Here is a 26,040-nt window from a genome sequence, read left to right on the forward strand (position 1 = left end):
TTTTAATCAACTAGCAACTCAACTGTTAAGTTATGTATCTAATGCTAACTTACTCTTACGCTACCGCTATTATACTACTAGATTTGTCTTAGTCGAGGCACAGAGCCTGCATTAGACGCACAATGGTCAATTTCACTAGACATAAAGTGCTTCATCTTCCCGACCTAGTGCCGTATTTTTGACGGATTTAATTGACCAAGCGAGCCATCAATTGAAAATTGTAATTAATAGATAAAATGGCTAAGCCATCACGCTTTCAATTGTACTAGCTAGTGTACTATAGTTAGGTCAATCAATCTTGGTGAAATCATGAAACAGCATCTATTAGTATCATCACTTTTTTTCACAATTAGCTCGCTCGCGTATGCGGAGACCTCTTTAATCAATCCTGACTGGATATTTCAAGATGATTTCGAATCTACTGAAGACAGGTCGTTCTGGGGTAGCGAGGCATATACGGACTTTGGGGTTACCTGCCCTGGTGACAACTCTAATGGAAAGTCCCTTGTTTTCAACTACCAGGCTGACAAACCTGATGCAGGCAATAGTTGGTCTGAGAAAAGATTTAAGCTACCGGTAGACGCTGTTCAGCTTGAGATGAGCTACGATTTATTTGTGCCGACTGATTACATTAGATCTCCTCGCAATCATAAGAATTTTGTGCTTTGGTCTGGTACTTATGGCAAGTTTAACGCGAATATTTCTGTTTCTAGCGAAAGCTGGCCAACAGATGGAGGCGCGACTCCCTCTGTATATATTGGAGAAGATGGAAATAATTACGGCCATTCATTAAATCGTTTACGGCCCCACATGTATACTAATAATTCTGGAAGGTGGCAGCGAGTCCACGTCTTTCTGGAGCTTGCAACTGAACAGGGTGACTATGGAAAATTCGAAATTTCAAAAGACGGTGTATTTATCAATGGAACCCATCATCCCGATGCTAAAACAGACTCTTCAACAGATTTGAGCAATCAAATTAACTACGCTAACCGAGGAAACTTTATTGATCAGGGTTACTTGATGGGATGGGTTAATGGCGGATTCGACACTGAAACATCTTTCTGCGTAGACAATTTTGAAATAAAGGTCAATACAAGTCATGGAGAAACAACAGGTGGCCCGAATCTATCCTACGCCCCTGTCTTAAATAATGTCACTATTCAGTATTAGGTATTAAGTAAGAACTAGGAACTAGCACCAGTTTCGAGACAGGGATGTTTTACTAAACAAACTTCTGACTTTTTACCTTTACTTGCTTACCGTTTGATTTGCTAAGCCTACTCTTCGCAATGAAACCAACAACGCCGCAGATACCCATAGAAATGGATAGTATCCGACAGTGACAAATTGGCCCGCAATAAAGAAACCCAATACTCCTAAGCAAAGCCCTCTATCTATGTCTGAAAAAGGTTGATCCAATTTAGTTTTTGGAAATACACAATATCCAACTATTATTATGTAATATATAAGCGCCGGGATGCCTCCATCGGTACCAATTTGTATCAGGATATTATGTGGTAGTTCAGCAATTCTTTCGCCCTGGAGGTTCGTGAAAAGTATATCGTCCGGATAATGTTCAGTAAAGTATGGAATGTAATTGTAGTAGCCAACCCCTGTGAATGGGTGATCCAATATCATTTCAATACCTCTAGTCCAATACAATATTCTCTGCTCCGAAGTTCTATCCTCACCCATTGAGTCAAATCGATTTAGTTGCTCCTCTGGTAACAAAATCACAATTAGCGCCGATATCATTGCAAGAGAGATTAAGTACTTTATTTTGAATATTCGAAAGCGAACCAACCATATTATCAAAGCTACTAAAGCAAGCTGTGAACCTCGACTACTAGCTCCCAGTATCGTCATCACTGGAGCTAGTAGGCCTACAATTAAAATCAATCTTTCCCACTTGTTTGACAAGCCAAAGAAGCCTTTCATCAAATAATATGAAAGCCCAAAGAACACTAGCATTTGAATAGCCAACTCCCCGGAATTTTGAAAGTAACCTGGAGGTCCCATGATCCCAAAACTTGAAAATGAAAATCCTCGCTTTACCCAGATAAGTGCCGTGCCATACGCAAGCTTTAGTGAACATAAGTAGAAAACCAACAATAGTATGTAGAACCGTTCGCGAGTTGTCGTTATGTAAGTTATCGCAATGAAAATCACTACCCACTGTATAAAGAACTCTCTATACTCAATCGACCATTCTGGATAGTCTGCAGAAAAATATCCAAATAAAAACTGACAGCTCAGAAGGAAGATGCAAACATGAACTACTGATATTTTGAATTTTGACTTTTTGTCAAATACACTAAGTACGATAGCTCCCATTAGCAAGATTTGTGTCCAAGGTAGTATATTGATGGCTGGGTATATTGATTGTGGACGAAAGTACTCGAAAAAAAGATACCCACAGAGGAACCAGAACGCAGGGTGATCGCTCCAAAAATGCTTCCACAACGGTCCAATTTTTAGAAAGTAGAAGTCATCTACTTTAGCTTTTTTTCTGCTTTCTGAATTACCTGACATGTTCGATTAACGACATAGTTGCCGATACAACGATCGTTTCGCAATAGCTAAAAAAGGTTTTATTTGTGTTATATGGATCATGGATATAGGCGCTAGGACGATCACTGTAGAGACCGAGCAAGGTTATTTTTGCGTTACAATATTTCTCGCGTAATGGCAGAATATGCTTCGGTTCCATTCCAACAATCAGATCACCTTCAATATGCTTGTAATGCTCAATTGGTCTTGTTGCGTGATTAGTTAAATCAAAACCGGTAATGGAAGCAAAATTTATGGCTCGACAATCAGCAGAATCTCCCCCCGAAGTATTCAAGCCATAAGAAGTAGATTCCAACCCTACTGACTTCGCAACTATTTCAGCAATTGGACTTCTACAAATATTGCCTACACAGACAAAAACGATTCTATTAGGCTGACACTTCCTTTGAACCTTCAAATGGTCAAATTGACCTATTAGCCGCTTAAATTCAAAGTAAGAGTGTCGAGCAAAGCCCTTCTTTGAGCCATACCGATCATTAATCCAATTGTTGGGTACAGGCAAACTGCCAGCCGTGGTCATCGCACTTCCTTTTTGGTCATTTCTCCGCTCACTTGAAGGTTGTCTTGTTTGTAATTTACCTGCGCGGCCTCCTGCCTGCAGAATGGGTCGCCAATCTCTCTGTATTTCTTTAACATTGCATCAAGGCTGAAATTTGCTTCCACTCTAGCCATGGCGCTTGAATAAAGTTGCCCTGCTACCAAGGGCGACTGCATAACCTTCAGTATCGCCTGGGCAAGCATCTCTGGCTTACTAACAGGCACCAAAGCACCATCCACATTCAATCGAATAATTTCCTCTGGTCCACCACATAGGGTAGCTACAACGGGTATGCCACTGGCCATAGCCTCTATGGTTGCAATGGAAAACCCCTCACTGGATGAAGACAAAGCAAATACGTCGAGCTCTGCGAGAAAGTCAGCGGTTGAATCAATAAAGCCAATAAAGTGTACGTGACTTTGAACCCCAAGCGTTTGCGCTTGTTGGCTCAATTCAGACATCAACGGTTCTTTCTGGTGCCCGGCAATAACAAAATGCGCCCTTGGCTCTTGTTGAATCACATCGGCGGCGGCATTCAACAGATTGGCGTAGTCTTTTGCTGGCCTGATATTGCCCAGACTGCCCACCAGGAGTGCTGCGTCATCCAGGTTGAGCGACGCCTTCAATGCACCTGTTTTTTTATTGCGGTACTTACTTGTGTCGATGCCGTTGTGAATAACCGCTACCTGGCGTTCAGTAAAGACACCCCGGTCGACCATATTGTTGGCCAGTCGCTGGCTCACGGCTACCACCTTGCGCAGGCCATGCTTCATCAACCAGCGCTTAACGGGCACGAAACGCTCATTTGGGTTCACATCGACCTGGCCGTGAAGTACGCCAATAGCCGGTAAACGAGCCAACAGTCCAAACAGGGAAAAGGTTAACGCCGAGCCTAGTAGGTGGGCGTACACCAGATGAACCCGGTGTGTTCTTATCAACCGGTAAACTTGCCAGTAGTAAGGCAGGCTTAAAAAACCATGAGGTTTGAGCATTCGATAGGGGATGTGGCGCGCATCGAGCTGGTCTTGAACCCAGCCTGGGCCTTTAATCAGGGCTAACGTCTGGTGACCGGGCATTTGCAAATGCTCGGCAATATCCAGAAAAACGGTCTCTGCGCCACCCGGGCCGGTGGTGTCGATGGTATGCAATACAGTAGGAGTAGTGGCGCGCACGCTGGTCATTTCCTTTGAGCCAGTTGATGAATAGCATTCTAAACCTTGCAACTACTCCCGGCTAGTGCTGTTCAAGGTAAAAAGCATTTTGTACACTCTCGGGGCTTAACTCCAAGCAGTCATTATTGGAAAGCCTCGAATGGATTCGACATCGATCAGCGTTCTGGTTCCAGACGCCAATCAACGCAGTGCGCTCGCCGTTGTTCGTAGCCTGGGTCGTCATCCCGGCCTGCGTATAATTACCTGTGATTCCACACCAACTGCGCTTGCCGGGCAGTCCCGCTTCAGCGACTTATACATCCAGTGCCCTTCTGCTGAGCATGAGCCCATGCACTTTGTGGCCTGGCTAACGCGTTTTTTGGAAACGGAGCCCTGCCGGCTGGTAATGCCGGTTACCGAGGTGACCAGCCAACTGTTGCTGCAGTTTCAGGAAAGCGTGCCCGGCCTCAGGTTGCCGTTTTCTCCATTGTCGACGGTTTTGCAGCTTGCTAATAAATCCCATCTGGTGGCCCTGGCTGAGCGGTCAGGTGTTCCAGTGCCACGCAGCCAGCATTTTGAAGGTGCACATCAGGTAGATGTGCAGGCCGTGTCATACCCGGTGGTGGTGAAACCTGCGCTATCGCGCCTGTTCGATGGAAAACAATGGCTGGCAACCACAGTTCGAATTGCGCGCACCCCCGAAGACCTGACGCGTATTTTTCAACAGAACGCCTATCTGAACGAACACCCTTTCATGCTGCAGGCGTTTATACCCGGCACCGGTGCCGGTGTGTTTGCCCTGTTCAACCGCGGCAAGCCGGTGCAGTTTTTTGCCCACCAGCGGCTGCGTGAAAAGCCGCCGGAAGGCGGGGTCAGTGTGCTCAGTCAAAGCTGCCCGGTGCCGGCTGATCTGCAGGCGCACGCGCAAACGCTGTTACAGGCGGTCAACTGGCATGGCGTCGCCATGGTTGAGTTCCGCATCGGGGAAGACGGCACACCCTACCTTATGGAGGTGAACACTCGCTTTTGGGGCTCGTTGCAATTGGCGATTGATGCCGGGGTCGATTTTCCGTATCAGTTGCTGTGCGCCGAACTGGGCTGGCCGATTCCGGTAACGTCGAACTACCGCGTGGGCCAGCGGTTACGCTGGTTGCTGGGGGATCTGGACAGTCTGTACCTCGTGCTCAAACGCGCCAAAGGCTGGCGCACCCGGCTTCAGCGAATCGGCCAGTTTTTAACACCCCGGTTTCGCCAGCAGCGCCATGAAGTCAATCGCTGGGGCGATCTCGCCCCGGCATGGCATGAAATAAAACAGTACATTAGAGCATTACGGTGACTCAGCGATGACAACGCTCACACATACCCTGAAACAATCGATCAAGCGGCCGCTGAAAGCCGCGTTGAATCTGAGCCGGGACTGGCGCGGCGCGCACCGCAAACGCGCTGCGGAGCCTACGTTGTGGGTGCTGATGTACCACCGGGTACTGCCCGCGGACGATCCGCGTTGCGAAACGGAAGAACCCGGTATGGTGGTCACGCCGGAAACTTTTCGCATGCACTTACAAGAAATACAACGCTGGATGCCCGTCGTGGCCCTGGGCGATTGGGTTCAGCGTTTCGAGGCCGGCGAGGCAATGCCGGAAAAAGCCTGTGCCATCACCTTCGATGACGGCTGGCTCGATAACTACCAATACGCCTACCCTGAATTGAAACAACAAGGGCTGGTCGCGTCTATTTTTGCGGTGGCCGATCGAGTTGGCCAGGCGGCTCCGTTCTGGCCAAACCGCATCGCAGATCTGGTACTGCGTCAGTCGCCGTTGCTGCACCAACACCCGGTATTGGCGCCAGCCGCGCAACTGTTGGGCCAACCCTACTCACGTGAGGCCGTATCGGCCTGCATTCAAACCTTAAAACAACACAGTGAAGACACGCTGAATGCCGCGCTAAACAGCCTGGGCGATGCAACCGGGTCAGCACAAGGCACCACGCCCGATCTGATGCCCTGGCCAGCGCTTCAGGAACTGGATGCCAGCGGTGTGTTTGCCGTAGGGTCTCACACCTGCACTCACCGGCGCCTGAACCACGCCAATTCGCCAGAGCAACGGCACGCAGAAATCGTCGATAGCCGGCAGCGTCTCGAACAGCAGTTGGGCCATGAAGTGCCGTTGTTTTGTTTCCCCAATGGGGACTACGACGAAGCCAGCCTGACCCTGGTACGCGAACACTACCAGGCGGCCGTAACCACAAAAAACGGGCTGAACCGGGTCAGCTCGCTCGACTTGCACCAGTTGAACCGCATTGGTGTTCATGAAGGCAACTCAAGAACCACCCGGCAGCTCCGGGCCCGGCTGTCGGGCCTGGGTTAATGGTTCAGGGGGCGTTCTGGCGGGAGGGTGGAGCGTAAAGGCTGCGCTGGTCGAGCCAGGCATCCACCACCGCCAGGTTCTCGCCAAGCGCTGCTCTTTCGGCCTCGCAACCAGAACGCGTGCAGGGCGTTTGCACGTAAAACAGCGCCGTCACCGATCGACCCCGCAGCCATTCCTGCAACTGCCGGAGTTTCGCTGAGACGTCAGTCACTGCCGTTGCCTCGCCCAGTTGATAGGTCCAGATAACCAAACGTCGGGTACCGCTGGCATTCAATTCAAGAACCTGAACCGTGCGGCCACTGTCCAGTTCCCGGGTGTCGCGCTGCACTATGTCTGTAGCCGGGGCAATCCGGTTCCCATAGCCGACCAGTTCCTTGCCCTGAGTCTGCTCCAGGTACACTCTCTGCCCCAGTGTCAACTCAATGCCAGCGTGTTCAATTTGGTGAGTAAACTGCAGATCATAATGGTGAAACCCAGGTTGCCAGACGGGTGCGCCCGGGGCAGCCAACGCAGACCAGGACTCGGGCATTTGCCAGTTGCTCTGCACGCGCTGCTGCGCCAACCAGGGCGTACCTATGGCAATAACAACAGTCGCCGCGCCCAGAACAAGCTGAACTACCGGAGAAACCGGCGCCGTCTGATGACTGGCAGTGGCCTTGAATTGAGCAGCGCTGCTTGCCTTTGGCTGATAGGGCTTCAACCGGTGTGCCCAAACCAGAAAACCGACGTAAAACACGCAAAAGATGGCCCAGCCGAACAGGCCATGCTCAGTCACCAGCGAACTGGTCATTTCACTGTAATACGCGATCAAAATCAGGGCGCTCACCCGCACCCAGTTACCCACCATGCTGAGCAACAACAACACCAGCACGGCCAGCAATGTCATGGGGGTGGAAAGCTGCCGCTGCTGTCCGTAGGCCAGCGCCAGTACGATGGCTACCAGGCTGTAATTAAGCCCCGAGCAACCGCCTGCTACTTCAACTATCCCATAGGGCAAATGAATGAAATAACCATCGATGTAGGCGGGAATCGACCATTGCGCGATGGCGAAGGTGCTAACCACTGTCGTCAGGTTTTGCAGCGGAACGGTGAAAATATCCCAAATGGGAATGGCGAGGTACAAACCCAGCAACGGTGCCAGCGTCAATCGCAAGGCAGGCCAGCCAAACCCGGCTACGATAAGGCTGCCCAACAATGCCGGTAACGCCAGCTGTTGCAGCAAGCCGAGCTGAATCACAAAACCCGCCAGCCAAATGGCTGCGCTGAACCCAACGAATAACACACCCATCAGGCGTGGCCTGACCGGGTAAAAACCGGTCGCGAGCCGATACACCACTAACCCCAGACACACGGGAACCCAGAGGTACCCGTGGGAATAGGTGCCATTCAACTCTGTCCAGCGATCGTGCAGGGCACTCATGGTGTCGGGTGCCAGCGCCAAAAACAGGCCGGCTGCGAACAGGCACAGAAACAGCGGTAACCCGCGTTGGGTCAGAAAACCCGATCGTGACCGGGTAGCCGACCATTGATAGGACACAGCCATGTAACCTTCCTTTGGTTTGTCGAGTCGATCCATTACACTGCGCAGTATCACGGCATTTCAAAGTCGTGTAAATGGACCTCAACAAGACCGACTGGATTAGACATGGATGTGAACGACGCTCTAAAACGGCCAGAGCAGCTGGCTGCCTTTCTGTCGGACCTGCCTTACCCGGCGCACGCCCCGAGTGAAGCCTGCAAAGCCGACCTGCTGGCTAAAGCCGATGCTCTGCGTCGGCGCCAGCCAGAACTGAAGCAAAAGCTCACCGAAAAAAAAGCCATTGCCCGCCAGTTTCGTGAAGCCACCGATGAAACCCGCGAAGCACTCAAAGTAACCATGGCCCTTGCCAGCCAAACCCTCGGCCTACTGGAGACTGACCTGAAAGCTCAGCGTCAGGCACTGGTGGCACAATTGAGTGCTCTGACCGAGCCACCGGGAACCGAATCCATAGCCCAGTTTCAGCCCTGGGTGTCGCAGACCCCTCAGGCGTTTGATGGCGACATCACCATCACCGATTGGGAAGATCCACGCTGGGTCGACTGGTGCCAGCGCCAACCCCAGCGCAGCCAGTATCACCACCCGGCATTGGGCCGGGCCATACAAGAGGCTATGGGCCACCGGGGGCCGGTGCTGGTGGCCGTCAGCAACAACGTCGTTGTTGGTGCCTTACCCTTAATCATTCAGTGCAGCCGGTTGTTCGGCCGCTTTGCCACGTCGTTGCCTTATTTCAATTATGGCGGGCCGCTGGCGAATTCACGTGACGTTGCCATAGCGCTGATCAACGCAGCACGCCCCTTGCTGGCCGAACACCAGCTCAGTCACATTGAGATTCGAACCACCCAAGCGTCACTGCCCTTTGCGTGCAATGAACAAAAGGTCTCGATGCTGCTGCCACTGCCAACAACGGATGAGCGGCTGGATCAACAACTGGGGGCCAAAGTTCGCGCTCAGGCCAATAAAGCCGAAGAACACAAACCGGAAGTCCGCTTTGGCAGGGCAGACCTGCTGGACGATTTCTACCGGGTATTCGCCCACAACATGCGCGACCTGGGAACGCCGGTATACAGCAAGGCGTGGTTCAACACCCTGCTGCAAACCGAGGCCTTCAACGCACAGCTGGTGGTGGTGTACCAGGCCCGGCGGCCTGTAGCCTGCGGGTTTTTGATGGGTCAGGGCACTATGCTCGAAATACCCTGGGCTTCAACGTTGCGCCGCGCCAACCCGATGAACATCAACATGTGGATGTACCGGCAGATTTTACGCTGGGCGGTCGAGCAAGGTTATGAATGGTTCGACTTTGGCCGCTCAACCCGCGATGCCCCTACGTTTCAATTCAAAAAACAATGGGGCGCACAACCGGTTCAGCATTACTGGTACACGCTCACCCCCGGGAACAAACCCGCAGCAGCTACCCGGCCCGATAGCCCTAAGTTCAGGTTGATGATTGCAGTGTGGCAACGCTTGCCGGTTTGGTTAACCCGGGTGATAGGTCCGCCCATTGTGAAACAATTGCCTTAATAAAACGCTGTGTGGCTAAATTGATTTCTGTGTAAATCAAATCAGCCTGGAGACTGGACCGCTGTTTCATTTCGATCTGAAAAAGACATCGGAGCGTTGCGGAACCCAGCTAAATAGTTGATCAAAATCAATCGCTTGTACGGTGTTTCCCGATAAAGTGGTTGAACCAAACAAGCTTGTAAAACCAACCTGTCACGCGAGAGCGGACCAGTAGTTTCGCACTGAATAGCACCGAAAACTCTTCCGCTAGTCGCTAAACTGTGACAAAGTTGGCGTTGTTAAGGATAACAGCACTACATACAGACGAGATGTTACGGATGACCGTCAAAAGCACGCTTATTCAAGCGCTGACCAGCGCACCGATGAATCGCCTCATGGGTGGTTTGCGCAACCAGTGTCTGCCGGTGTTCATGTTGCACCGCATGCAAGACAAACCACTGGGCGTCAGCGGCCACAACCCGGATACCTTGCGTGCCGCACTGGCTTATGTGCGCCAACAGAATTACCACCCCATCTCATTACGTACCCTGATCGAGCACCTGCGCGAGGGAACCCCGCTGCCAACAAGAGCCGTAGCTTTCACCATGGACGATGGCTTTTACGATCAGGCTGAAATCGCCATTCCCATTTTTCAGGAGTTCCAGGTTCCCGTTACCGTGTTTATTGCCACGGGTTTACCGGATAATGAATGGTGGTCGTGGGATTACAAGCTCGAATACCTGATTATGTCGCGTATGAAAGGCGGGCAAAAGCTTCACATTGGAAGCCAGGCTTGGCAGTTAGAAAACACCAATAAAAACACTCGCCGGGCTTGCCTGCGTTCGGTGCGGTCGTTCATCAAGGGTCAGGATGGTACCGGCCACGACGATTACGTTGATGACATCAGCCAGCAATTGGGTTGCGACCTGCCACCGCTGCCACCGCCCGCTTATCGGGCCATCTCCTGGTCTCAGGCAAGAGCCCTTGAATCTCAGGGGGTCGAATTCGGCCCTCACTCGCACAGACACAATATATTACAAGCACAGTCACTGACCGACGCCGAACGAGAGATCCGCCACAGCTGGAGCCGGCTAAAAGCGGAGCTCAAGCACCCGCTTCCCGTCTTCTGTTACCCCACGGGGCGTACCGGTGTCGATTTCGGCCCCCGGGAAATGGCCATCGCACAGCACATTGGCCTACGAGCAGCTTTCTCAGCCGATGCGGGGTATATTGATCTGGGGCCCGATGCAAAAAATAACCTCTTTGCCCTGAGGCGATTTGCCTTCCCGGAAAAACTCAACGACTTCCGCCAGTACTGCAGTTGGCTGGAGCGGTTCAAAGAACAACGTTACGTTTTTTAACCCCACCATCGCGTGGCATTTACCTTAAAACCGAATATACTCATTAAAGAACAATCAGGGAGTTAACACCGTGTATCAGGAAAGGATTCGAAGCATAGTTGCAAAGTCCGTCAAGTTGTCGAAAGACATCACCGACATTCAGGATTCCGACGACCTCTACTCGGTAGGTCTGACGTCACTGACCACCGTCAATCTGATGCTCTCCCTCGAAGACGAATTCGACATTGAATTCGACGATAACCGTCTTTCCCGTCAAACCTTTGAAAGCATTGCCGCGTTAAACGACGCCGTTGAAGAGCTGAGCGCCTAGCCAGCTGTAATTGGCAGATCACGTCTCCGCTCTTTTAGCAAAAACAGGAGAACACGCATGGAAGCACACGCACTTAGAACCTTCGCCCAAATCAAAGCCACTGTCCATGAACTGGGCCAGAGCATTGTTGCCGCTCACGCCAACGACGTAGACCAACAAGCCCGATTTCCCCACGAGGCCTTTGCCGCACTGCGCAGTGAGCGTTTGTTATCCAGCTACGTGCCCGCAAACTTCGGTGGCGATGGCCTGAGCCTCACCGAAGTCTCGGAATTGTGCCGCATACTTGGCCACTATTGTTCATCTACCGCAATGATCTACGCCATGCACCAGATTCAGGTCGCGTGCCTTGTTCATCACGGTCAGGAATCCACGTATTTCAGCGGTTATCTGCGCAGGATGTGTGAAGAGCAGTTGTTGCTGGCTTCGGCAACAACAGAAATGGGGGTTGGCGGTGATCTGCGTTCGAGCATTTGCCATGTTGAAGTCGAGGGTGACCAGTTCACACTCACCAAACAAGCCCCGGTCATTTCCTACGCCCAGCATTCCGATGCCATTCTCGTCACCTGTCGCAGCCATAAAGAGGCGCCTGCCAGTGATCAGACCCAGGTACTGGTCGACACCGCCAAAACCAAACTGACGCCGCTGACCGGCTGGGATACGCTGGGTTTTCGCGGCACCTGCAGCGCCGGGTTCACCCTGGAGGCTCAGGGTCACAAAGACCAGATTCTGCCGACCCCGTTTTCTGTGGTGTTAGCGCACACCATGCACCCGGTGTCTCACCTGACCTGGGGTTCACTCTGGACGGGTATGGCACAGGGCGCCACGAACAAAGCCCGGCTTGCCGTGCGCGACATGATGCGCCGCAGCGATGAACTGCCCCAGGTCACGGCGCTGCGGCTGGCCGAACTGGATGAAGTGTTGTTCAGCATGAAAGGTGGATTGGCCGGCGCCATGCAGGCTTACCAGGCCATGCTCGACAGCAATAATCTGTTTCAGGCTGAAAAATACGGTTTCGCCATTCAGGTGAACAACGTGAAAACACGCTGTTCGGAAATGGTGGTGGATGTGGTTAGCAAAGCGCTGCAGATCGTCGGTATCGGTGGCTATCGCAACGATGGCAAATACAGCCTGTGCCGCGAACTGCGCGATGCCCACGGCGCTGCACTGATGGTCAACAACGACCGAATTCGTGGACACAACGCCACCATGCAGGTGGTCGTTAAGGAAAGCTAACACCCGAATCGCAAGGAGTGGCCGGGCTGATTCAGCACCGGCCAGCGCTGCCTATGAAACAGATACTGTCACTGGACCCAAGCACTTATCAGCGTCACGCCCTACACGGTGAGGACCGGGTGTGGTCGGAGACCAACTGCTACGTCGATGTTCTGATCGAACAAATACACGCCCTGGGTTTCGACCCGGTAGCTGGCCTCGCATTTACCCTGGCCATCGATTTTGAAGTCGACCAGTGGACGTTTTTCAAATACCCACCGGCCGATTTATGGCAACTCTACGGGTTTGAAATTCAGGAGATGAACCCCTGGCACTCCCTGGTCGAACACGTTGAACGGCACGTTGCGGATGGACGACCGGTGTTGGTGGAACTGGATTCGTGCTACCTGCCCGACACGCAGGGCACCACCTATCACGCCGAACACGTTAAATCGACGGTATCCGTCAATGCCATTTCCGTGGCTGAGCGCACCCTGGGGTACTTTCATGGCCAGTCGTATTATCAAGTCAGTGGCGATGATTTCGACCAGATATTTCAGACCGGCGGCCAGGTTCATGAACGCATGTTGCCACCCTACGTCGAGTACATTAAACGCCATCACACACCGGCAACACTCGATGCCACAACCCTGACTCAGCGTTCACTGGCGTCACTGCGCAACCAGTGCGATTTAATACCAACACACAACCCATTCAGCCTTTTCATAGAGGCCTTCAGCCGCGAGTTACCAGCGCTGAAAGCCGCTGGCATAGGCCACTTTCATCTCTACTCCTTTGCGACCTTACGGCAATTCGGGGCCTGTTATGCATTGGCTGAAACCTACCTGAACTGGCTGAACGAACGAACCGATTTACCGTTTGAAAACGCTGCGGCGGCCTTTGGGCGCATCAGCCAACAGGCAAAAACCCTGCAATTTCAGCTCGCGCGTGCCATCGCCCGTGATAAGCCACTGGATTTGACCGCCATGGAGCAGATGGCAGGCGACTGGCAACGGGCGATTGATGACGTCCGCACACAGATACGGGCTTGATGTCATGACGGTTGTATCCATCAGCGACTGCAACGGTTGGCAGCTGGCCAGCACCGTACCCGGTGACGAACCCGGGGCGACCGACTGGTACCCCATTCCTGCGGCACGGTCGGTCAACGCCCTGTTGAACGACGGTGTGCTGGATCACCTGCCCCGGCTCGCCGTTGCCCAACCCGGTGAACGGGACTGGTGGTATCGGTTAGCCTTGCCAGAGGAACGGCCCGCACACGCCGTGATAACGCTGGCCGGTCTGGCTACGCTGTATGACCTCTGGATCGACGACCAACCGGCTCTGTCCGGGCACAATGCATTCATCACCGACTACGTCGCCTTGCCCGCTTCCGCCAGGCAACTGACGCTGCGTTTCCGCTCGCTGGCCCGGGCAGTAAACGAGCGCAAGCCACGGCCTCAGTGGAAAACCGGACTGGTCAACAATAACCTTCGCTGGTACCGAACCTCATTGCTCGGCCACACTGCCTGGTCAGGGTCTTTGTGGGCCATCGGCCCGTGCGAACCGATGGTTTGCCGCAGCAATGCACACACCTGGCTCGACCAATGGTCGCTGTGCCCGGTCGTGCAGGGCAGCGACTGCCAGGTGCTGATTCGCCCGCCGGAAAATACCCCACCCGACCTGAGCGACACACGCCTCACGCTTCAATTGAGCGATGCGCCGTCAATCGCCTTATCGGGTACCGATGAAACCCGCTCTTTCGGTGACCTGCCTTTGTGGCAGGTACACAGCCAGGGAACCCCGCACCGCCATCGGTTCACCCTGGCCGTGTGGCAGGGCGAGGAATGTCTGGCAGAAAAGACGGTTCTGCTGGGGTTCCGGGCCATCGACGTGACCCGAAACGACCAGACTCTGGCGTTTCAGATCAACCAGCGCTCGCTGTTCATGCGCGGCGCCTGCTGGTCACACAGCAACCTGGCCGGCTACGAGTTCGATGCTGGCAAAGCCAGAAAAATACTCACTGCAGCCCGGGACGCAGGCCTGAATATGGTGCGCATTGGCGGCACCATGCAGTATGAAGCCGACGCTTTCTATGAGCTGTGCGATGAACTGGGGTTGCTGGTTTGGCAGGATGCTGCTTTCGCCAACATGGATTACCCCCATGACGATCCGGATTGGCTGGCGTCTGCGTCGACCGAAATTCGCCAGCAAGCCCGCCGGCTGAGCCAGTATGCATCGGTCGTGGCCTGGTGCGGCAACAGCGAAGTGGAACAACAAGCCGCCATGCTGGGGCAGCCTCGCGACCGCTGGCGCAACCCCTGGTTTGCCGAACACCTACCCGCCCTGCTGCGCGAGGCCAACCCCGATTGGCCCTACTGGCCTTCTACCCCTTGCGACGGTGCCCTGCCGTTTCATACCGATACCGGCCTGGCCCACTATTTCGGGTTGGGCGCCTACCGTCGCGACGAGCAGGACCTGCAACTGAGCCAGGTGCTGTTTACACCCGAATGTCTGGGCCATTCTCACCTGCCCGACGACGCCTTTATCGCCCGACACTTCGGTGCGCCTGCGCCACTGACCCACACCCCGGCCTGGAAAGCAGGCGTGCCACGGGATGCCGGCTGCGGCTGGGATTTTGAAGACATCCGCGATCACTACCTGCAACAGTATTTTCACACCGACCCGGTGCGGTTGCGTTCGGTTGACCCGGCTGGCTATGCCCAGCGCAGCCGCCTGCTAACCGGCTATCTGCTGAGCCAGGCCTTTCGTCTGTGGCGCAGCAGCGCGAGCCCGTGCCAGGGGGCGTTAACCTGGTGGCTCAACGACCTCGTTCCCGGCGCAGGCTGGGGGTTGTTCGACAGTGATGGCGGCGCCAAGCCAGCCCTACACGGTGTCGCCTCGGCCTGGCAAAGCGTGCAAGTCAGTCTGGTGCCTCGCGGGCTCAATGGTCACAGTCTGTCGTGCATCAACGAGGGGCCCACCCCGGTAGACGCGCGACTGAACGTAATGCTGTTAAACACCCGTCGGGGCAACCGGCTGGATCACCAACAACCACTGACTCTGGCCGCTCATAGCGATAGCCTGACGTCTCTGGATGTTGTGCTCGATGGCTTTCAGGACACCACCGCAAGCTACCAGTTCGGCGCCGAGCCATGGGATGTCATTGCGGTCTCGCTGCGCGATGGGAACAACGCCTTGCTCAGTCAGCACTGCCATTTCCCGACGGGGCTGGATTTACCGGTGGAGTACGACAGAGACACCCTGGGCCTCACCTGCGAGATCGAACGCCAGGGCGCTGACGTCTGGCTTACCCTGAGCGCCCAGCGTTTTGTGTTTTTTGCCGAATTCACCCTGACCGGCTGGCAGGCAGAACGGCAGGGCGTACACCTGCTGCCCGGCGCGCCTCAGAGAATCAGGCTGGTGCCCGACTCGCCGGACCAAACCCGGCTGCGGGGTCACCTCAGTGCTCTGAATCTTGCCAGCAAGATACGCCTGGCTGCGGAGGTCGAACGGCCATGACCACGCTGACTGAATCGATGACTGCAACGCCTGCCAGCAATCCGGACACCAAAGCGGCTATTCACCGCCAGGCGGGTTGGCTGTCGCAGAACAACGACCCAACGTTTTACTGGTTGCACCAGCCAGCTGAACAGCCTGTCACACAACTCGTGGTTCTATGCCCCCCGATAGGCTACGAATACGTGCACAGCCACCGTACGCTGAAATTCCTGGCGGACCAGTTGGCGCAGGCTGGCTGCTGCGTTGCCAGACTCGACTACCCGGGAACGGGCAATGCCGGATCGGACCTGACCACACCAGACCTGGTGCCGCGCTGGATTGGGGCCATTGGCGCCCTAAGGGATGACCTGAAGCGCCAACGGCCCGATCTGCCCTGCACGCTCATTGGCCTGCGCCTGGGGGCGACCCTGGCTGCCCAGGCACTGCAAAGCGGCGACGACCTGGTGCTCATCGAACCGGTGGTCAGCGGCAAGCGGCTGGTGCGAGAGCTGACGGCGGCGTCTCGTTTTTCAGAGGTTCAAAGCCAAAGCGAATTTATTGAATCTGGCGGGTTTATCTATACCGAAGCGACCCTGGCGGCACTCAGTGCCCTGGCGATTACGGCGCCAGACTTGCAGCTAGCCGGGCGGGTTTTGTGTTTCAGCGAGCAGCCCGCCAAACCCCTGCTGTCCATCCTGGCGCAGGTGGATGCCGTCTGCCAGCCATATCAGGGCTATGCGGCCATGATGGCCGAGCCGCAATACACCGAAATACCCGACGACTTGTTAACGCAGATTGCCGGGGCTGTGGTTCCGCCTGTATCAGCCCCAGCCAATCAGCCTCATTGCGAACGCCTGAGCGTCGCGCAGCCTAACTGGAGCGACGGGCGTTTCTCAGAGACCACAGGTACCGATGAGTTCGGTCAGTTCTGTCTGATTACCCAGCCAGTCAATGAACAGCCTGGCGCCTCGGTATTGGTGTTGATCAATTCCGGGTCGGTGCATCATGTTGGACCCAACCGGACTTACACCGAGTTTTGCCGGGCCGCGGCACTGCAGGGTATTCCTTGCGTCCGATTCGATATGTTTAACCTCGGAGACAGTGCCCGGGCCTCTGTGTCCGAAGAGAACCACTGTTACCCGGCCGATGCCAACCGCTTTGTGGTGGCGATGCTGAACGACATCAGGCAGCGTTTTCCGGGGCGGGACATTACCCTGGGGGGCATCTGTTCCGGCGCGCACCACGCTATGCACACAGCGTTGACTCAACCGGAGTTGGTGCAACGCCTGGCGATCATCAACCCATTGACGTTCTACTGGCGGCCGGGCCTGTCATTGGATATCCCCCGGGAGTCCACCACCCACCAGGATACCGCCTACTATCGACAGGCCATGAGAGACCCGAAGCGCTGGTTGAAACTGCTGAAGGGCCAGGCGAGCCTCGGCTATATTGCCGGTTATGGGGTGCGTTTTACGCGCAAGCGTCTGGCGGCACTGGGCGATCAGATTGCCGGTGTGCTCAAACCCATTCCCGACACTCGCCTCAATCGGGACCTGCAACAGCTGGTGCAGGCCGGCATTGAGGTCAACTTCGTGTTCTCAGACCGGGACCCTGGCTGGGACATACTGGCCGACGAAACCCGACTGCCCAAAACCAAACTGGCGCGAAAGCTCGGCGTCCACATCCACCCGGTGACCGAGGCAAACCACACCTTTTCGTGGTTTCACAGCCGGGCAACTGCGGCGCATCTGTTGGCATCGCTGGCGGGGGCGACACCTTCTTCTTCTATGCACTCTAGACCCGGGGCGATGCCCAATGACTGAACCGATTGACGCCAGTTTACGGTCTGCCTTGTCGAGCTACCGGGCGCTGGCCTTGTTTATTGCGGTGGCGAGTCTTGCTTGTTTTGACGTGCTGAACTGGTCTGGTCACCGCACCACCGAACGCTGGTTGCTCAATCTGTTCAACAACGCACCGGTGTTTTTTGTGTTTCTGTCGGGCTTGCTGCTGACGCTAAAACGCACCGAGCTCAGCAGCCTGGAATCCTATGGCCGGTTTCTTGCCCGGCACGCGTGTTTTATCGGTGTTCCCTACCTGGTTTGGCTGTTGCCGGGGCTGGCTTATGAGTATTTTCCAAACGGTGAACCCAGCGCGAATTACCCCCACCTGCTTGAGTGGCCGCTCTGGCTGCAACTGGGCTGGTATGTGGTGACTGGCGGCACCACCGCCAACTACCCGCTCTGGTTTATTCCGATGCTCGCCCTCATTTACCTGTCGCTGCCGGTTTGGCTGGCGCTGGCGCGTCGCCCCGCGTTACTCATCGGTGTGTTTGTGGTTTCGGTAATCTGGGCCAATACCCTGCAGCGGCCGCTCTACCCGAACCGGGAAGTCTGGTGGTTGTGGATGTACTTCTGGCCTGCCTTGCTGCTGGGGATGCTGGCGGCACTTTGGCTGGAACGGGGTCAGCCCTGTCGTCGATCGTTGCTGGTTGGCTGCGCAGTGCTGGCGGTCTCTTCGCTGTTGTGGATGACGCTGGTCGAGCGCCATGCCGGTGTCTATCGGGTCAGCGAATGGCTCGGCCCCGAGCGCGCACTGATCGACCTGTTACTGATCAACAAATTGTCACTGGCCGTTCTATTATTGCTCGTTTGCCTGTCGCTTTCAGCGCCGTTACACCGGTTATTACGGCCCTGGGCGGCTGAAAGTTACGGCATTTTTCTTGCTCACACCTACGGTACACTGGCTGTGGCCATTGCCATTGACCATGCGTTGATTACCGGTCACCTGGGTACCTGGCTGATCCGGGTTGCGCTCAGCCTGTTCGTGTTTTATGGCGCCATGGTGCTGACTCGCCGGGTGTTTTCGCACCGTGCTGACTGGCTGATCGGCCGTAAACGGGAGTGGTCATGAAGGCTTACTGGCTGTCCGCACCGCTGCCCCGGCAAGACATGCGCTTGCCGGCACTGGACCTGTTGCGCTTTCTGGCCGCGCTGATGGTGCTGCTGTATCACTACACCGCCAGCGGTGTCGGCAATACGAATTTTCCCGAACGCTATAACCTGATCGGCTCGACCGAATTGTTGCCTGGCTGGTCCAGCGTCACCCACTTTGGCTTTATGGGCGTGAACCTCTTTTTTCTGATCAGCGGGTTCATTATTTTTGCCTCGGCCAGCGGCCGCACCGCGCTCGACTTTGCCGTGTACCGCTGGATTCGACTGTTCCCGACCTACTGGGTATCCATTCTGTTTACGCTGGCCATGCTCTGGTTTTTTCTTGGGGAAAACCTGGACGTCAGTACGTTCGAGGTTGCTGCTAACCTGACCATGGTGCAATCCTATCTTGGCGTCACCAACCTGGACCCGGTGTATTGGACCTTGCTGGTTGAACTGCATTTTTACATCCTGATTGGGCTGGCCTTGCTGACGCGTCAACTCGGTGCTTACCGGTTCTGGCTGAGCCTCTGGTTAGTCTCGGCGATCGGCTACCGCCTGGTCGGCCAACCCTTTTTTCTGAAGTACCTGATCGCCCCGGATTACTCGGCCTATTTTATTGCGGGGATGACCCTCTGCGTATTGCGAACCCAGCGGCGTGACCCCTGGGCATGGATGGTACTGGTCGCCAGCTTCCTGCTGGCCTGCAGTTACTTGCCGGGGCAAATCGCATTTTACAATTTTGGCACCAGCACAATCGTCGACTGGCTAGCGGGCAGCCTGTTGCTCGCACTCGGCTTTGCCGCCCTGACGGCCATCAGCCTGGGTTACTGGAACCCGGTCAATCGCCCCTGGATCGTCTTGCTCGGCAGCCTGACCTACCCTTTGTACCTGGTGCACCACCAATTGGGCCGCTATCTCATTGACGCCTGGTACGGCCAGATTCCCGGAGCCCTGATTCTGATTTTTTGCACTGCCCTGAGCCTGCTGTTCGCCCTGATTGTTCACTGGCTGGGTGACCGCTGGATCGCGGGTGCCTGCCGCCGTCTTTATAAACAGCACATCAAACCCAAACTCACCCATCGGTTAAAAACCAAAGGACCCGCGCATGGAAGCCTCCCTTCGTAACGACATCGACGCCATACTGAGCAGCATTTTAAAACTCGACACGGCTGAAGGCCTGAACCGCCACCAGTGCGACACCTGGGATTCGATGGCACAGGTCGCACTGGTCTCAGCCCTGGAAGGTGAATTCGACCTGGCCCTGAGTCTCGACGATGCCATGCAACTGAACACGCTTGATGATTGCGTCGAGCTGGTGAACCGTTACCTGTAGGCAGACCCGATGAAATACTTGCAAGCCCACCGCGCGGTCTCTGCGCTTTCAGACGATGCTCCGGCCACCACTGTCTTACTGGTCACGTCGTTTCAGAGTGAGAATCTGGATCTGTATTTACAGGCGCGGCACGCCGTGGCGGGCAAGCGGTTGGTGGTCGACCATCTGCCGTTCAATACCCTGGCGCAACTAAGCTACACAGACGCCAGCCAGGAAGAGATCTGGCTGATGCTCCCCTGGGACTGGTTGCCGGAAACCAATTGGCGCACGGGCTTGCCACCTGCTCCACTGGATCTGGCCGAGGTGGAGACACGCCTGGCGGCACTGGAGCAGCGTTTACAACAACGAGGCGTGCCCATGGTGTATCTGGACGCACCCATACCACCGGTTATGGCCACCGATTCGTTGCAAGCGCAACTCAGGCATCGTTTGCGCGAAGCTGCCTACCGGGTGGGCGCCAGGCTGATCGATGACACCGCCTTTGATCTGACCGCCTATTTGAACACCGGTGTCGCGATTGCCGGTCGCAATGCCGACGATGTCGCCGGGGCCCTTTACTCGATGCGTTACCCGAGCCCAAAAGCGCCACGCAAAGTGCTGGTCACCGATCTTGATCAGGTCATGTGGCACGGCATTATTGGTGAAGACGGCATAGATGGCATTCAATACCGCCCCGAAGGCGCGGGTTATCCACATTTTCTGTATCAACAGGCTGTGCAGCGTCTGAAACAAAGCGGCACCCTGATCGCGGCGGTCAGTCGTAACGATGCTGACCTCGCCAAAGCCCCGTTTGAGGCAGGCCAGATGACACTGAACGATACCGATTTGGTCGCCATTCTGGGCAGCTATCAGCCCAAGTCTGCGCAGATACAGCACTTGCTTGAGCAATTGAGCCTGGGTCTCGATGCCGTGGTGTTTGTTGATGACAACCCCGTTGAATTGTCGGAAGTCAGTACCGCGCTGCCCGAGATTCAATGCCTTCGGTTTCCGGGTACCCTGGCTGAATTCCCCGGCTTTCTGTCTGACCTGCTAGCGCACTTCGAGCAAGACACCGCCAGCCAGGAAGACACTCAACGTACGGAACTCTACCGCACCCGCCTCAAAGGCATGGCACCGGTCGACGCCCGGGGCGCCGATTTAACCGCCTTTCTGGCATCGCTCGACATGACGTTGACCTGGCACGACCGCAACGAAACGCAGCGAGACCGGGCCTTGCAACTGATCAACAAAACCAACCAGTTCAATTTAAACGGAATTCGCTGGACCGACGACGAACTGGATGCGGTGCTCACCAGCGGTGGCCATCTGTTTTCAGCCAGCCTGACCGACGCCCACGGCGAGCACGGTGAGATCATGGCCTGTCTGATCGATGTTGAAGGTCGCATAGGGGCCTGGGTGATGTCTTGCCGGGTACTGCAGCGTCAGGTCGAGGCGGCCTTCCTGAACGTGCTGGCAGAACAGCTCAGTTCGCTGAATACCTTGTATTTTGAGCGGGTAGACACAGAACGAAACAAGCCACTACAGAACTTTCTGGCTACACTGACACTCGATAATCAGGGAATAAGCTGCGATGGACTGCATGAAAAAACCAGAACCGCCCGGACACTGTTCACCGTCAATTTCGACTCTGATGCGAGCCGTTTATGACTGATGATACCTTCTGGCTGACAACTCCTGACAAGGAATCGGTTTTCGCGCACTGGTTTGATGTCGACGTTCATCGGGCGCCCCCTGTGGTTCTGTGCCACCCTATTGGCCCTGAGTACATGCATTGCAGGACGTCCATGCGCCAACTGGCGCTGCAACTTCAGTTTGCCGGGCAGGCCTCACTGATTTTCGACTTGCCCGGGTACGGCAATAGCAGTGGCCAGTTAACCGACCCGGACCGGCTGGACAGGTGGCAACAAGCACTGGTATCTGCCACCGACTGGGTCAGTCATCACGCTGGGGAAACGCCCATACTGCTGGCACTACGCGCCAGTTGTTTGCTAACGCCCCCGGTCATTGCGAGCCGCAGGCTGGCAGGCCTGGTCTGGTGGTATCCATACACCCGGGGGCAAGCCTTTATTCGCGACCTGAACCTGATTGATCTGCAACTGAAGAGTCAAACCCCCGAGGATTCACCTTTCATCACCGGTGGTGGGTACCCCATGCACCGGGAGACTGCGTCGCAATTGGAACAAAAAAATCTGGAGGTCCACCCCGATTACCCGTTGAACACCCTCGTCATCCATACGCCCGAGCAAAAACGCATTCCAGCCCTGGCCGGACTTGAAGCAGCGGGAGGTCGAGTGGAACGGCACGCTTCTTCGGCTCTGTCTTTGATGGCTCGACAGGCAGAAGCGTCATGCGTTCCTCAACAGGATATTAGTCAACTGATCGCATGGCTTGGGGCTCAGCCACTACTGAAGGACTCGCGCGTATCAGAGCGGTTACCTCATGAGCCAAGCTGGCAATCGGAAGCGTTCAGCGAAACATCGATCAGGGCCAATGCCGTCTTTGGTATTCTGACTCGTCCGCTGCATCCTGCAAAAGAAGCCCCCTGGGTGCTGATCCCCAATACCGGAGCGGGGCATCATGCCGGACCCAACCGCCTTCATGTAGATCTGGCCCGTAGCCTGGCGTTACAGGGAATTGCCAGTGTGCGACTGGACCTGAGGCACCTCGGGGACAGCCCGCAGCAGGGTTCTGATTTAAGCAATGAAGCCTACAACTTAACCGGCCGGGATGATCTGGCTACGGTGATGCGAGCTGTGCTCGACCTTGGCGCACCGTCCGTTACATTGCTGGGTTTGTGCGCGGGGGCTTACAATGCTTTTCAGGCCGCGCTGGCCCACCCGGATCTGCCTATCGCCGGGCTCACCCTGATCAACGCCCAAACCCTGTACTGGGAAACCGGTGACGACAGCCGTATGCCTTCGGGTGCACAAACGGCACTGACAAGTGCACAGTATGCACAGTCTACCAGTGACCCAAAAGCCTGGTTGCGCCTGCTCACCTCGCCGCAGAAATGGTTGAATGTCGGTCGTTTTGTGGCCGTTCGATTTGCCGCAACGGTCAACTTGCTGCGCAATCGCATTGGCCGGACGCTCACGCCCTTTGAGCGTGACCTCTGTCAACTGTGCAACAGGGGCTTGAAGGTGCGTTTTGTGTTTTCGCCAGACGAACCCGGCATGGGTGCATTACACCAGGCGGGCGGGCAAGTTATGCAGCGCCTGATCGAAACCGGTCAAATCAGTTGGGACCAGGTTGAGCAAGCCGACCACACCTTTACCACGAGTCACAGCCGACAGCGACTGATCGACCACCTCTGTCGTCAGTTGGTTGACCGAGCGTCGATTACCGAGTCTACGGCGGGCTTCAAAACCGAAATCCAGGCATCGTAACCGGCCTGGCTCAGGTGAATGCCATCGCCAATGTGCATGGCAATGGCCAGGTTATCCGCGTCATTTTCCGGGGCGTGCGGAGAGGCCACCAGGTGGATCCGATCCGATTGCGCAAACGCCTCCATATAAGCCTCGTTCCAGCGACGAATATTGCGGTTGTAACCCACCAGCCCAACGCGTTCATCCATGGCATGGATGGCGGTTAATAAGACCGGCGTTTGTGCGGGCAGCCGCGACACAATGTCGCGCACATTGGCGACCGTCTGGTTAATGCGGTAGCCCTGTGCAATGTCATTGGCACCCAGGCTAATGATCACAACCCTGGCCGTTGCCAGGCTCTGGTAGCTGTCCATTCGATCAAGCACGGCGGCACTGGTGTCGCCGCGAATACCGAGATTCAATGAGCCGGGCCAGCGCTGATCGTTGTCCATCAATTCCAGATGACTGTCACCCAGTAACACGATCGCGCCGGCACCGGTCGCGCTATCCTGTTCGAGCATTATCTGCTGACGCTTGGCAGCATGGTCATCGAACATGGCATCTCTGAGCGGTAACTCCGGCTGCATAAAAAAGGCAATGGCGACGGTGGCCAGCGTTGCGAGTACTACAGCGACGATCAGCAGTACCCACTTCAGGCCCGGACGCCTGCGTTTCAGCAAAGGATTGACGATCATGCCGCCTCCGTCGTGAGGAATTGTTTCAAAATGGTTTTGCGGTCGTACTTGCCATTGGGTGTTCGGGGAAAAGGCTGGTCGGTACGTTCGATGCGGGTCGGCACCATATAGCCAGGCAGTCTCGCTTTCATCGACTCAATCAGGTCCGTCTGGCTGACACCCGGGTCGGCGTGAATCAGAGCTGCAATAAACGGTTCCTCCCCGTCTTGCTCCGGGCTGAATACAACGACGGCCTCTTCGATCGCGTCCAGACTGTTCAGGCCCGCTTCGATTTCGCCCAGCTCGATCCGGTACCCCAGATACTTTATCTGGTCGTCCAGTCGGCCCTGGTAATGCAGCAACCCCTGCTCGTCAATCTGCACCAGATCACCGGTGCAATACAGAGGGTCATGGTAGCGATTGTGCCAGGGATTCTGAATAAACACGTCAGTGGTTTTTTCCGCCAACCCCAGATAGCCGTAGGCAACCGAGGTGCCGCGCACCAGCAATTCTCCCTGTGCACCGGGCTGGCGAGTAAGCTCGCCAAGTTCGGTTCTTACCCAGATGTCCATATTACGACGAGGCCGGCCGATCGGAATGGACCGGGCATCGGCGTCCGGAACCTGGTCGATGATGTGGTAGGTACAATCGACCGTGATTTCCGTCGGTCCATACATATTGGTGAACTGAATGTGCGGATACATCAGCATCCACTGGCGCACCACCGCCGGTGGCAATGCTTCGCCAGCGCAGAGGATATGCCGTACCTGACGAAACGATTCAGGCTTCAGACGGCGAGACTTGAGCAGCAAGGTCAGCACCGAAGGCACACAGAAAAACGTGGTGATGGCGTGTTCATCCAACCAGCGAATCAACCTAGGCAATACTGCATTCAGGGCATCATCCACCAGGTGCAGGGTGGCGCCGGTTTTGAAGGCGGTGTACAGATCGAAGGTTGAATTATCAAAATACAAGGGCGCGTGATTGGCGATTTCATCCTGGTCGGTCAGCTCATAGGTTTCCACACACCAGTCGATGTAATCGACGATGGCTTTGTGTGGAATCATTACGCCCTTGGGCACGCCAGTGGAGCCCGATGTGAACAATACATACGCAAGATCAATCGACAGATTGGCGCAAGTCGGAGGCGCTGCACTCAGTGAATCTTCTGGCAGTTGATTCACATTAATGATGTCGATGCCTGAACCGTCCGGCAATCGCTCTCGCAACAGGGCTTCACTGGCGTCGCTGACCAGAATAACGTGGGTGTCGAGGCTATTGAGAATGGACTGCAATCGCTGCGCCGGTGAATTCACATCGACGGGCACATACGCACAATCGGCTTTTAGAATACCGAGGACGCAATGCATCGACTCAAGGCTCTTGGGCATAAAGAACGGCACCATTGACTGCGCTTGAACATCATTCTCCCACAAATGGCTGGCCAGCCGGTTAGTCGCCTGGTCGAGTGCACGATACGTGATGGACTGATCGGCACAACGTACGGCGATCTTGTCGGGGTAACGGTTCGCCGAAGCGATGAAGTAATCCTGAACCAACTGCGTCATGGTGTCCTCCTTAACGGTCGCAATCCTGTTGCCCTGCGGTCAGGGCGCCTGTTCCTTGAGACAACGATTCCCGGCAATGGGGGTTCTGCCTGAAAACCGTCCGATCAAACCCGGCAT

The 26,040-nt window shown here is 55.3% G+C and carries 21 protein-coding genes; 15 read left to right on the top strand and 6 right to left on the bottom strand.

The features are described from left to right. Positions 1 to 309 precede the first annotated feature (309 nt). A complete protein-coding gene (locus G565_RS0113185) occupies positions 310 to 1,173 on the top strand; it encodes a hypothetical protein (protein WP_028671348.1) in 864 nt (287 codons plus the stop codon). Positions 1,174 to 1,251: 78 nt separating this feature from the next. On the opposite strand, the gene G565_RS0113190 is transcribed toward G565_RS0113185, so the two are convergent. Genes G565_RS0113190 through G565_RS0113200 form a run of 3 tightly spaced genes read right to left on the bottom strand, consistent with a single transcriptional unit; the run spans position 1,252 to position 4,284 of the window. After that, positions 1,252 to 2,535 carry an O-antigen ligase family protein gene (locus G565_RS0113190; RefSeq protein ID WP_028671349.1) on the bottom strand — a complete coding sequence of 428 codons (1,284 nt, stop codon included), beginning with the start codon at positions 2,533 to 2,535 and terminating at the stop codon, positions 1,252 to 1,254. Continuing rightward, complete coding sequence (locus tag G565_RS26055) at positions 2,525 to 3,094, bottom strand: arsenate reductase/protein-tyrosine-phosphatase family protein (protein ID WP_051207877.1); 570 nt, start codon at positions 3,092 to 3,094, stop codon at positions 2,525 to 2,527. Before G565_RS26055 ends, G565_RS0113190 begins: the two co-directional genes overlap by 11 nt. Beyond that, positions 3,091 to 4,284 carry a glycosyltransferase family 4 protein gene (locus G565_RS0113200; RefSeq protein ID WP_169579653.1) on the bottom strand — a complete coding sequence of 398 codons (1,194 nt, stop codon included), beginning with the start codon at positions 4,282 to 4,284 and terminating at the stop codon, positions 3,091 to 3,093. The genes G565_RS26055 and G565_RS0113200 overlap by 4 nt, the downstream gene beginning before the upstream one ends. Before the next feature lie 139 nt (positions 4,285 to 4,423). Here G565_RS0113200 and G565_RS0113205 point away from each other — a divergent pair, with 139 nt between their 5' ends. Both G565_RS0113205 and G565_RS0113210 read left to right on the top strand, forming a co-directional pair. Beyond that, positions 4,424 to 5,599 carry a carboxylate--amine ligase gene (locus tag G565_RS0113205; RefSeq protein ID WP_028671351.1) on the top strand — a complete coding sequence of 392 codons (1,176 nt, stop codon included), beginning with the start codon at positions 4,424 to 4,426 and terminating at the stop codon, positions 5,597 to 5,599. 7 nt (positions 5,600 to 5,606) lie between these two features. Further along, a complete protein-coding gene (locus tag G565_RS0113210; protein ID WP_028671352.1) occupies positions 5,607 to 6,629 on the top strand; it encodes a polysaccharide deacetylase family protein in 1,023 nt (340 codons plus the stop codon). Between the two features lie 4 nt (positions 6,630 to 6,633). On the opposite strand, the gene xrt is transcribed toward G565_RS0113210, so the two are convergent. Further along, on the bottom strand, positions 6,634 to 8,172 hold the full coding sequence (gene xrt / locus G565_RS0113215; RefSeq protein ID WP_028671353.1) for an exosortase: 1,539 nt from the start codon (positions 8,170 to 8,172) through the stop codon (positions 6,634 to 6,636). Between the two features lie 102 nt (positions 8,173 to 8,274). Between xrt and G565_RS26060 the strand changes: the two genes are divergently transcribed. The 12 genes from G565_RS26060 to G565_RS0113275 all read left to right on the top strand — a co-directional run bounded on the left by G565_RS26060 (position 8,275) and on the right by G565_RS0113275 (position 23,702). After that, entirely contained in the window at positions 8,275 to 9,687 is a 1,413-nt protein-coding gene (locus tag G565_RS26060; RefSeq protein ID WP_051207879.1) for a FemAB family XrtA/PEP-CTERM system-associated protein, read from the top strand. A 317-nt stretch (positions 9,688 to 10,004) separates the two neighbouring features. Continuing rightward, entirely contained in the window at positions 10,005 to 11,027 is a 1,023-nt protein-coding gene (locus G565_RS0113225; protein ID WP_028671355.1) for a polysaccharide deacetylase family protein, read from the top strand. 70 nt (positions 11,028 to 11,097) lie between these two features. Continuing rightward, positions 11,098 to 11,337 (top strand): acyl carrier protein, encoded by a 240-nt coding sequence (locus tag G565_RS0113230; protein WP_028671356.1) that lies wholly within the window; start codon positions 11,098 to 11,100, stop codon positions 11,335 to 11,337. A gap of 57 nt (positions 11,338 to 11,394) precedes the next feature. After that, a complete protein-coding gene (locus G565_RS0113235) occupies positions 11,395 to 12,570 on the top strand; it encodes an acyl-CoA dehydrogenase family protein (RefSeq protein WP_028671357.1) in 1,176 nt (391 codons plus the stop codon). Positions 12,571 to 12,623: 53 nt separating this feature from the next. Further along, positions 12,624 to 13,601, top strand: a complete 978-nt coding sequence (locus G565_RS24090; protein WP_037339214.1) for a DUF1839 family protein — start codon at positions 12,624 to 12,626, stop codon at positions 13,599 to 13,601. Next, the gene (locus tag G565_RS24095; RefSeq protein ID WP_157600081.1) at positions 13,573 to 16,071 is read left to right on the top strand and encodes a glycoside hydrolase family 2 protein; all 2,499 of its coding nucleotides are present in this window, start codon (positions 13,573 to 13,575) and stop codon (positions 16,069 to 16,071) included. Before G565_RS24090 ends, G565_RS24095 begins: the two co-directional genes overlap by 29 nt. Beyond that, on the top strand, positions 16,068 to 17,873 hold the full coding sequence (locus tag G565_RS0113250; RefSeq protein WP_028671358.1) for an alpha/beta hydrolase: 1,806 nt from the start codon (positions 16,068 to 16,070) through the stop codon (positions 17,871 to 17,873). The genes G565_RS24095 and G565_RS0113250 overlap by 4 nt, the downstream gene beginning before the upstream one ends. Further along, positions 17,866 to 18,960 carry an acyltransferase family protein gene (locus G565_RS0113255; RefSeq protein WP_028671359.1) on the top strand — a complete coding sequence of 365 codons (1,095 nt, stop codon included), beginning with the start codon at positions 17,866 to 17,868 and terminating at the stop codon, positions 18,958 to 18,960. The genes G565_RS0113250 and G565_RS0113255 overlap by 8 nt, the downstream gene beginning before the upstream one ends. Further along, positions 18,957 to 20,108: an acyltransferase family protein gene (locus G565_RS24100; RefSeq protein ID WP_037339195.1), complete on the top strand. Its 1,152-nt coding sequence runs from the start codon at positions 18,957 to 18,959 to the stop codon at positions 20,106 to 20,108. The genes G565_RS0113255 and G565_RS24100 overlap by 4 nt, the downstream gene beginning before the upstream one ends. Next, positions 20,089 to 20,316: an acyl carrier protein gene (locus G565_RS24105; RefSeq protein ID WP_037339198.1), complete on the top strand. Its 228-nt coding sequence runs from the start codon at positions 20,089 to 20,091 to the stop codon at positions 20,314 to 20,316. Before G565_RS24100 ends, G565_RS24105 begins: the two co-directional genes overlap by 20 nt. 9 nt (positions 20,317 to 20,325) lie before the next feature. Continuing rightward, a complete protein-coding gene (locus G565_RS0113270) occupies positions 20,326 to 21,963 on the top strand; it encodes an HAD-IIIC family phosphatase (RefSeq protein ID WP_028671360.1) in 1,638 nt (545 codons plus the stop codon). Beyond that, positions 21,960 to 23,702: an alpha/beta hydrolase gene (locus G565_RS0113275; RefSeq protein ID WP_157600082.1), complete on the top strand. Its 1,743-nt coding sequence runs from the start codon at positions 21,960 to 21,962 to the stop codon at positions 23,700 to 23,702. Before G565_RS0113270 ends, G565_RS0113275 begins: the two co-directional genes overlap by 4 nt. Here the strand turns inward: G565_RS0113275 and G565_RS0113280 are convergent. Together G565_RS0113280 and G565_RS0113285 are read right to left on the bottom strand one after the other, a co-directional pair. Continuing rightward, on the bottom strand, positions 23,633 to 24,376 hold the full coding sequence (locus G565_RS0113280; RefSeq protein WP_028671362.1) for a GDSL-type esterase/lipase family protein: 744 nt from the start codon (positions 24,374 to 24,376) through the stop codon (positions 23,633 to 23,635). The genes G565_RS0113275 and G565_RS0113280 overlap by 70 nt on opposite strands. Further along, positions 24,373 to 25,923 carry an amino acid adenylation domain-containing protein gene (locus G565_RS0113285; protein ID WP_028671363.1) on the bottom strand — a complete coding sequence of 517 codons (1,551 nt, stop codon included), beginning with the start codon at positions 25,921 to 25,923 and terminating at the stop codon, positions 24,373 to 24,375. The genes G565_RS0113280 and G565_RS0113285 overlap by 4 nt, the downstream gene beginning before the upstream one ends. Positions 25,924 to 26,040: the final 117 nt, after the last annotated feature.

Origin of the sequence: Saccharospirillum impatiens DSM 12546 (genome assembly GCF_000423605.1) — a bacterium.
Classification (GTDB): Bacteria; Pseudomonadota; Gammaproteobacteria; order Pseudomonadales; family Natronospirillaceae; genus Saccharospirillum; species Saccharospirillum impatiens.

Coding starts and splice junctions, on each gene's coding strand:
- G565_RS0113185 (WP_028671348.1), top strand. CDS start 310: ATGAAACAGCATCTATTAGTATCATCACTTTTTTTCACAATTAGCTCG.
- G565_RS0113190 (WP_028671349.1), bottom strand. CDS start 2,535: ATGTCAGGTAATTCAGAAAGCAGAAAAAAAGCTAAAGTAGATGACTTC.
- G565_RS26055 (WP_051207877.1), bottom strand. CDS start 3,094: ATGACCACGGCTGGCAGTTTGCCTGTACCCAACAATTGGATTAATGAT.
- G565_RS0113205 (WP_028671351.1), top strand. CDS start 4,424: ATGGATTCGACATCGATCAGCGTTCTGGTTCCAGACGCCAATCAACGC.
- G565_RS0113210 (WP_028671352.1), top strand. CDS start 5,607: ATGACAACGCTCACACATACCCTGAAACAATCGATCAAGCGGCCGCTG.
- xrt (WP_028671353.1), bottom strand. CDS start 8,172: ATGGCTGTGTCCTATCAATGGTCGGCTACCCGGTCACGATCGGGTTTT.
- G565_RS26060 (WP_051207879.1), top strand. CDS start 8,275: ATGGATGTGAACGACGCTCTAAAACGGCCAGAGCAGCTGGCTGCCTTT.
- G565_RS0113225 (WP_028671355.1), top strand. CDS start 10,005: ATGACCGTCAAAAGCACGCTTATTCAAGCGCTGACCAGCGCACCGATG.
- G565_RS0113235 (WP_028671357.1), top strand. CDS start 11,395: ATGGAAGCACACGCACTTAGAACCTTCGCCCAAATCAAAGCCACTGTC.
- G565_RS24090 (WP_037339214.1), top strand. CDS start 12,624: ATGAAACAGATACTGTCACTGGACCCAAGCACTTATCAGCGTCACGCC.
- G565_RS24095 (WP_157600081.1), top strand. CDS start 13,573: ATGACGTCCGCACACAGATACGGGCTTGATGTCATGACGGTTGTATCC.
- G565_RS0113250 (WP_028671358.1), top strand. CDS start 16,068: ATGACCACGCTGACTGAATCGATGACTGCAACGCCTGCCAGCAATCCG.
- G565_RS0113255 (WP_028671359.1), top strand. CDS start 17,866: ATGACTGAACCGATTGACGCCAGTTTACGGTCTGCCTTGTCGAGCTAC.
- G565_RS24100 (WP_037339195.1), top strand. CDS start 18,957: ATGAAGGCTTACTGGCTGTCCGCACCGCTGCCCCGGCAAGACATGCGC.
- G565_RS24105 (WP_037339198.1), top strand. CDS start 20,089: ATGGAAGCCTCCCTTCGTAACGACATCGACGCCATACTGAGCAGCATT.
- G565_RS0113270 (WP_028671360.1), top strand. CDS start 20,326: ATGAAATACTTGCAAGCCCACCGCGCGGTCTCTGCGCTTTCAGACGAT.
- G565_RS0113275 (WP_157600082.1), top strand. CDS start 21,960: ATGACTGATGATACCTTCTGGCTGACAACTCCTGACAAGGAATCGGTT.
- G565_RS0113280 (WP_028671362.1), bottom strand. CDS start 24,376: ATGATCGTCAATCCTTTGCTGAAACGCAGGCGTCCGGGCCTGAAGTGG.
- G565_RS0113285 (WP_028671363.1), bottom strand. CDS start 25,923: ATGACGCAGTTGGTTCAGGATTACTTCATCGCTTCGGCGAACCGTTAC.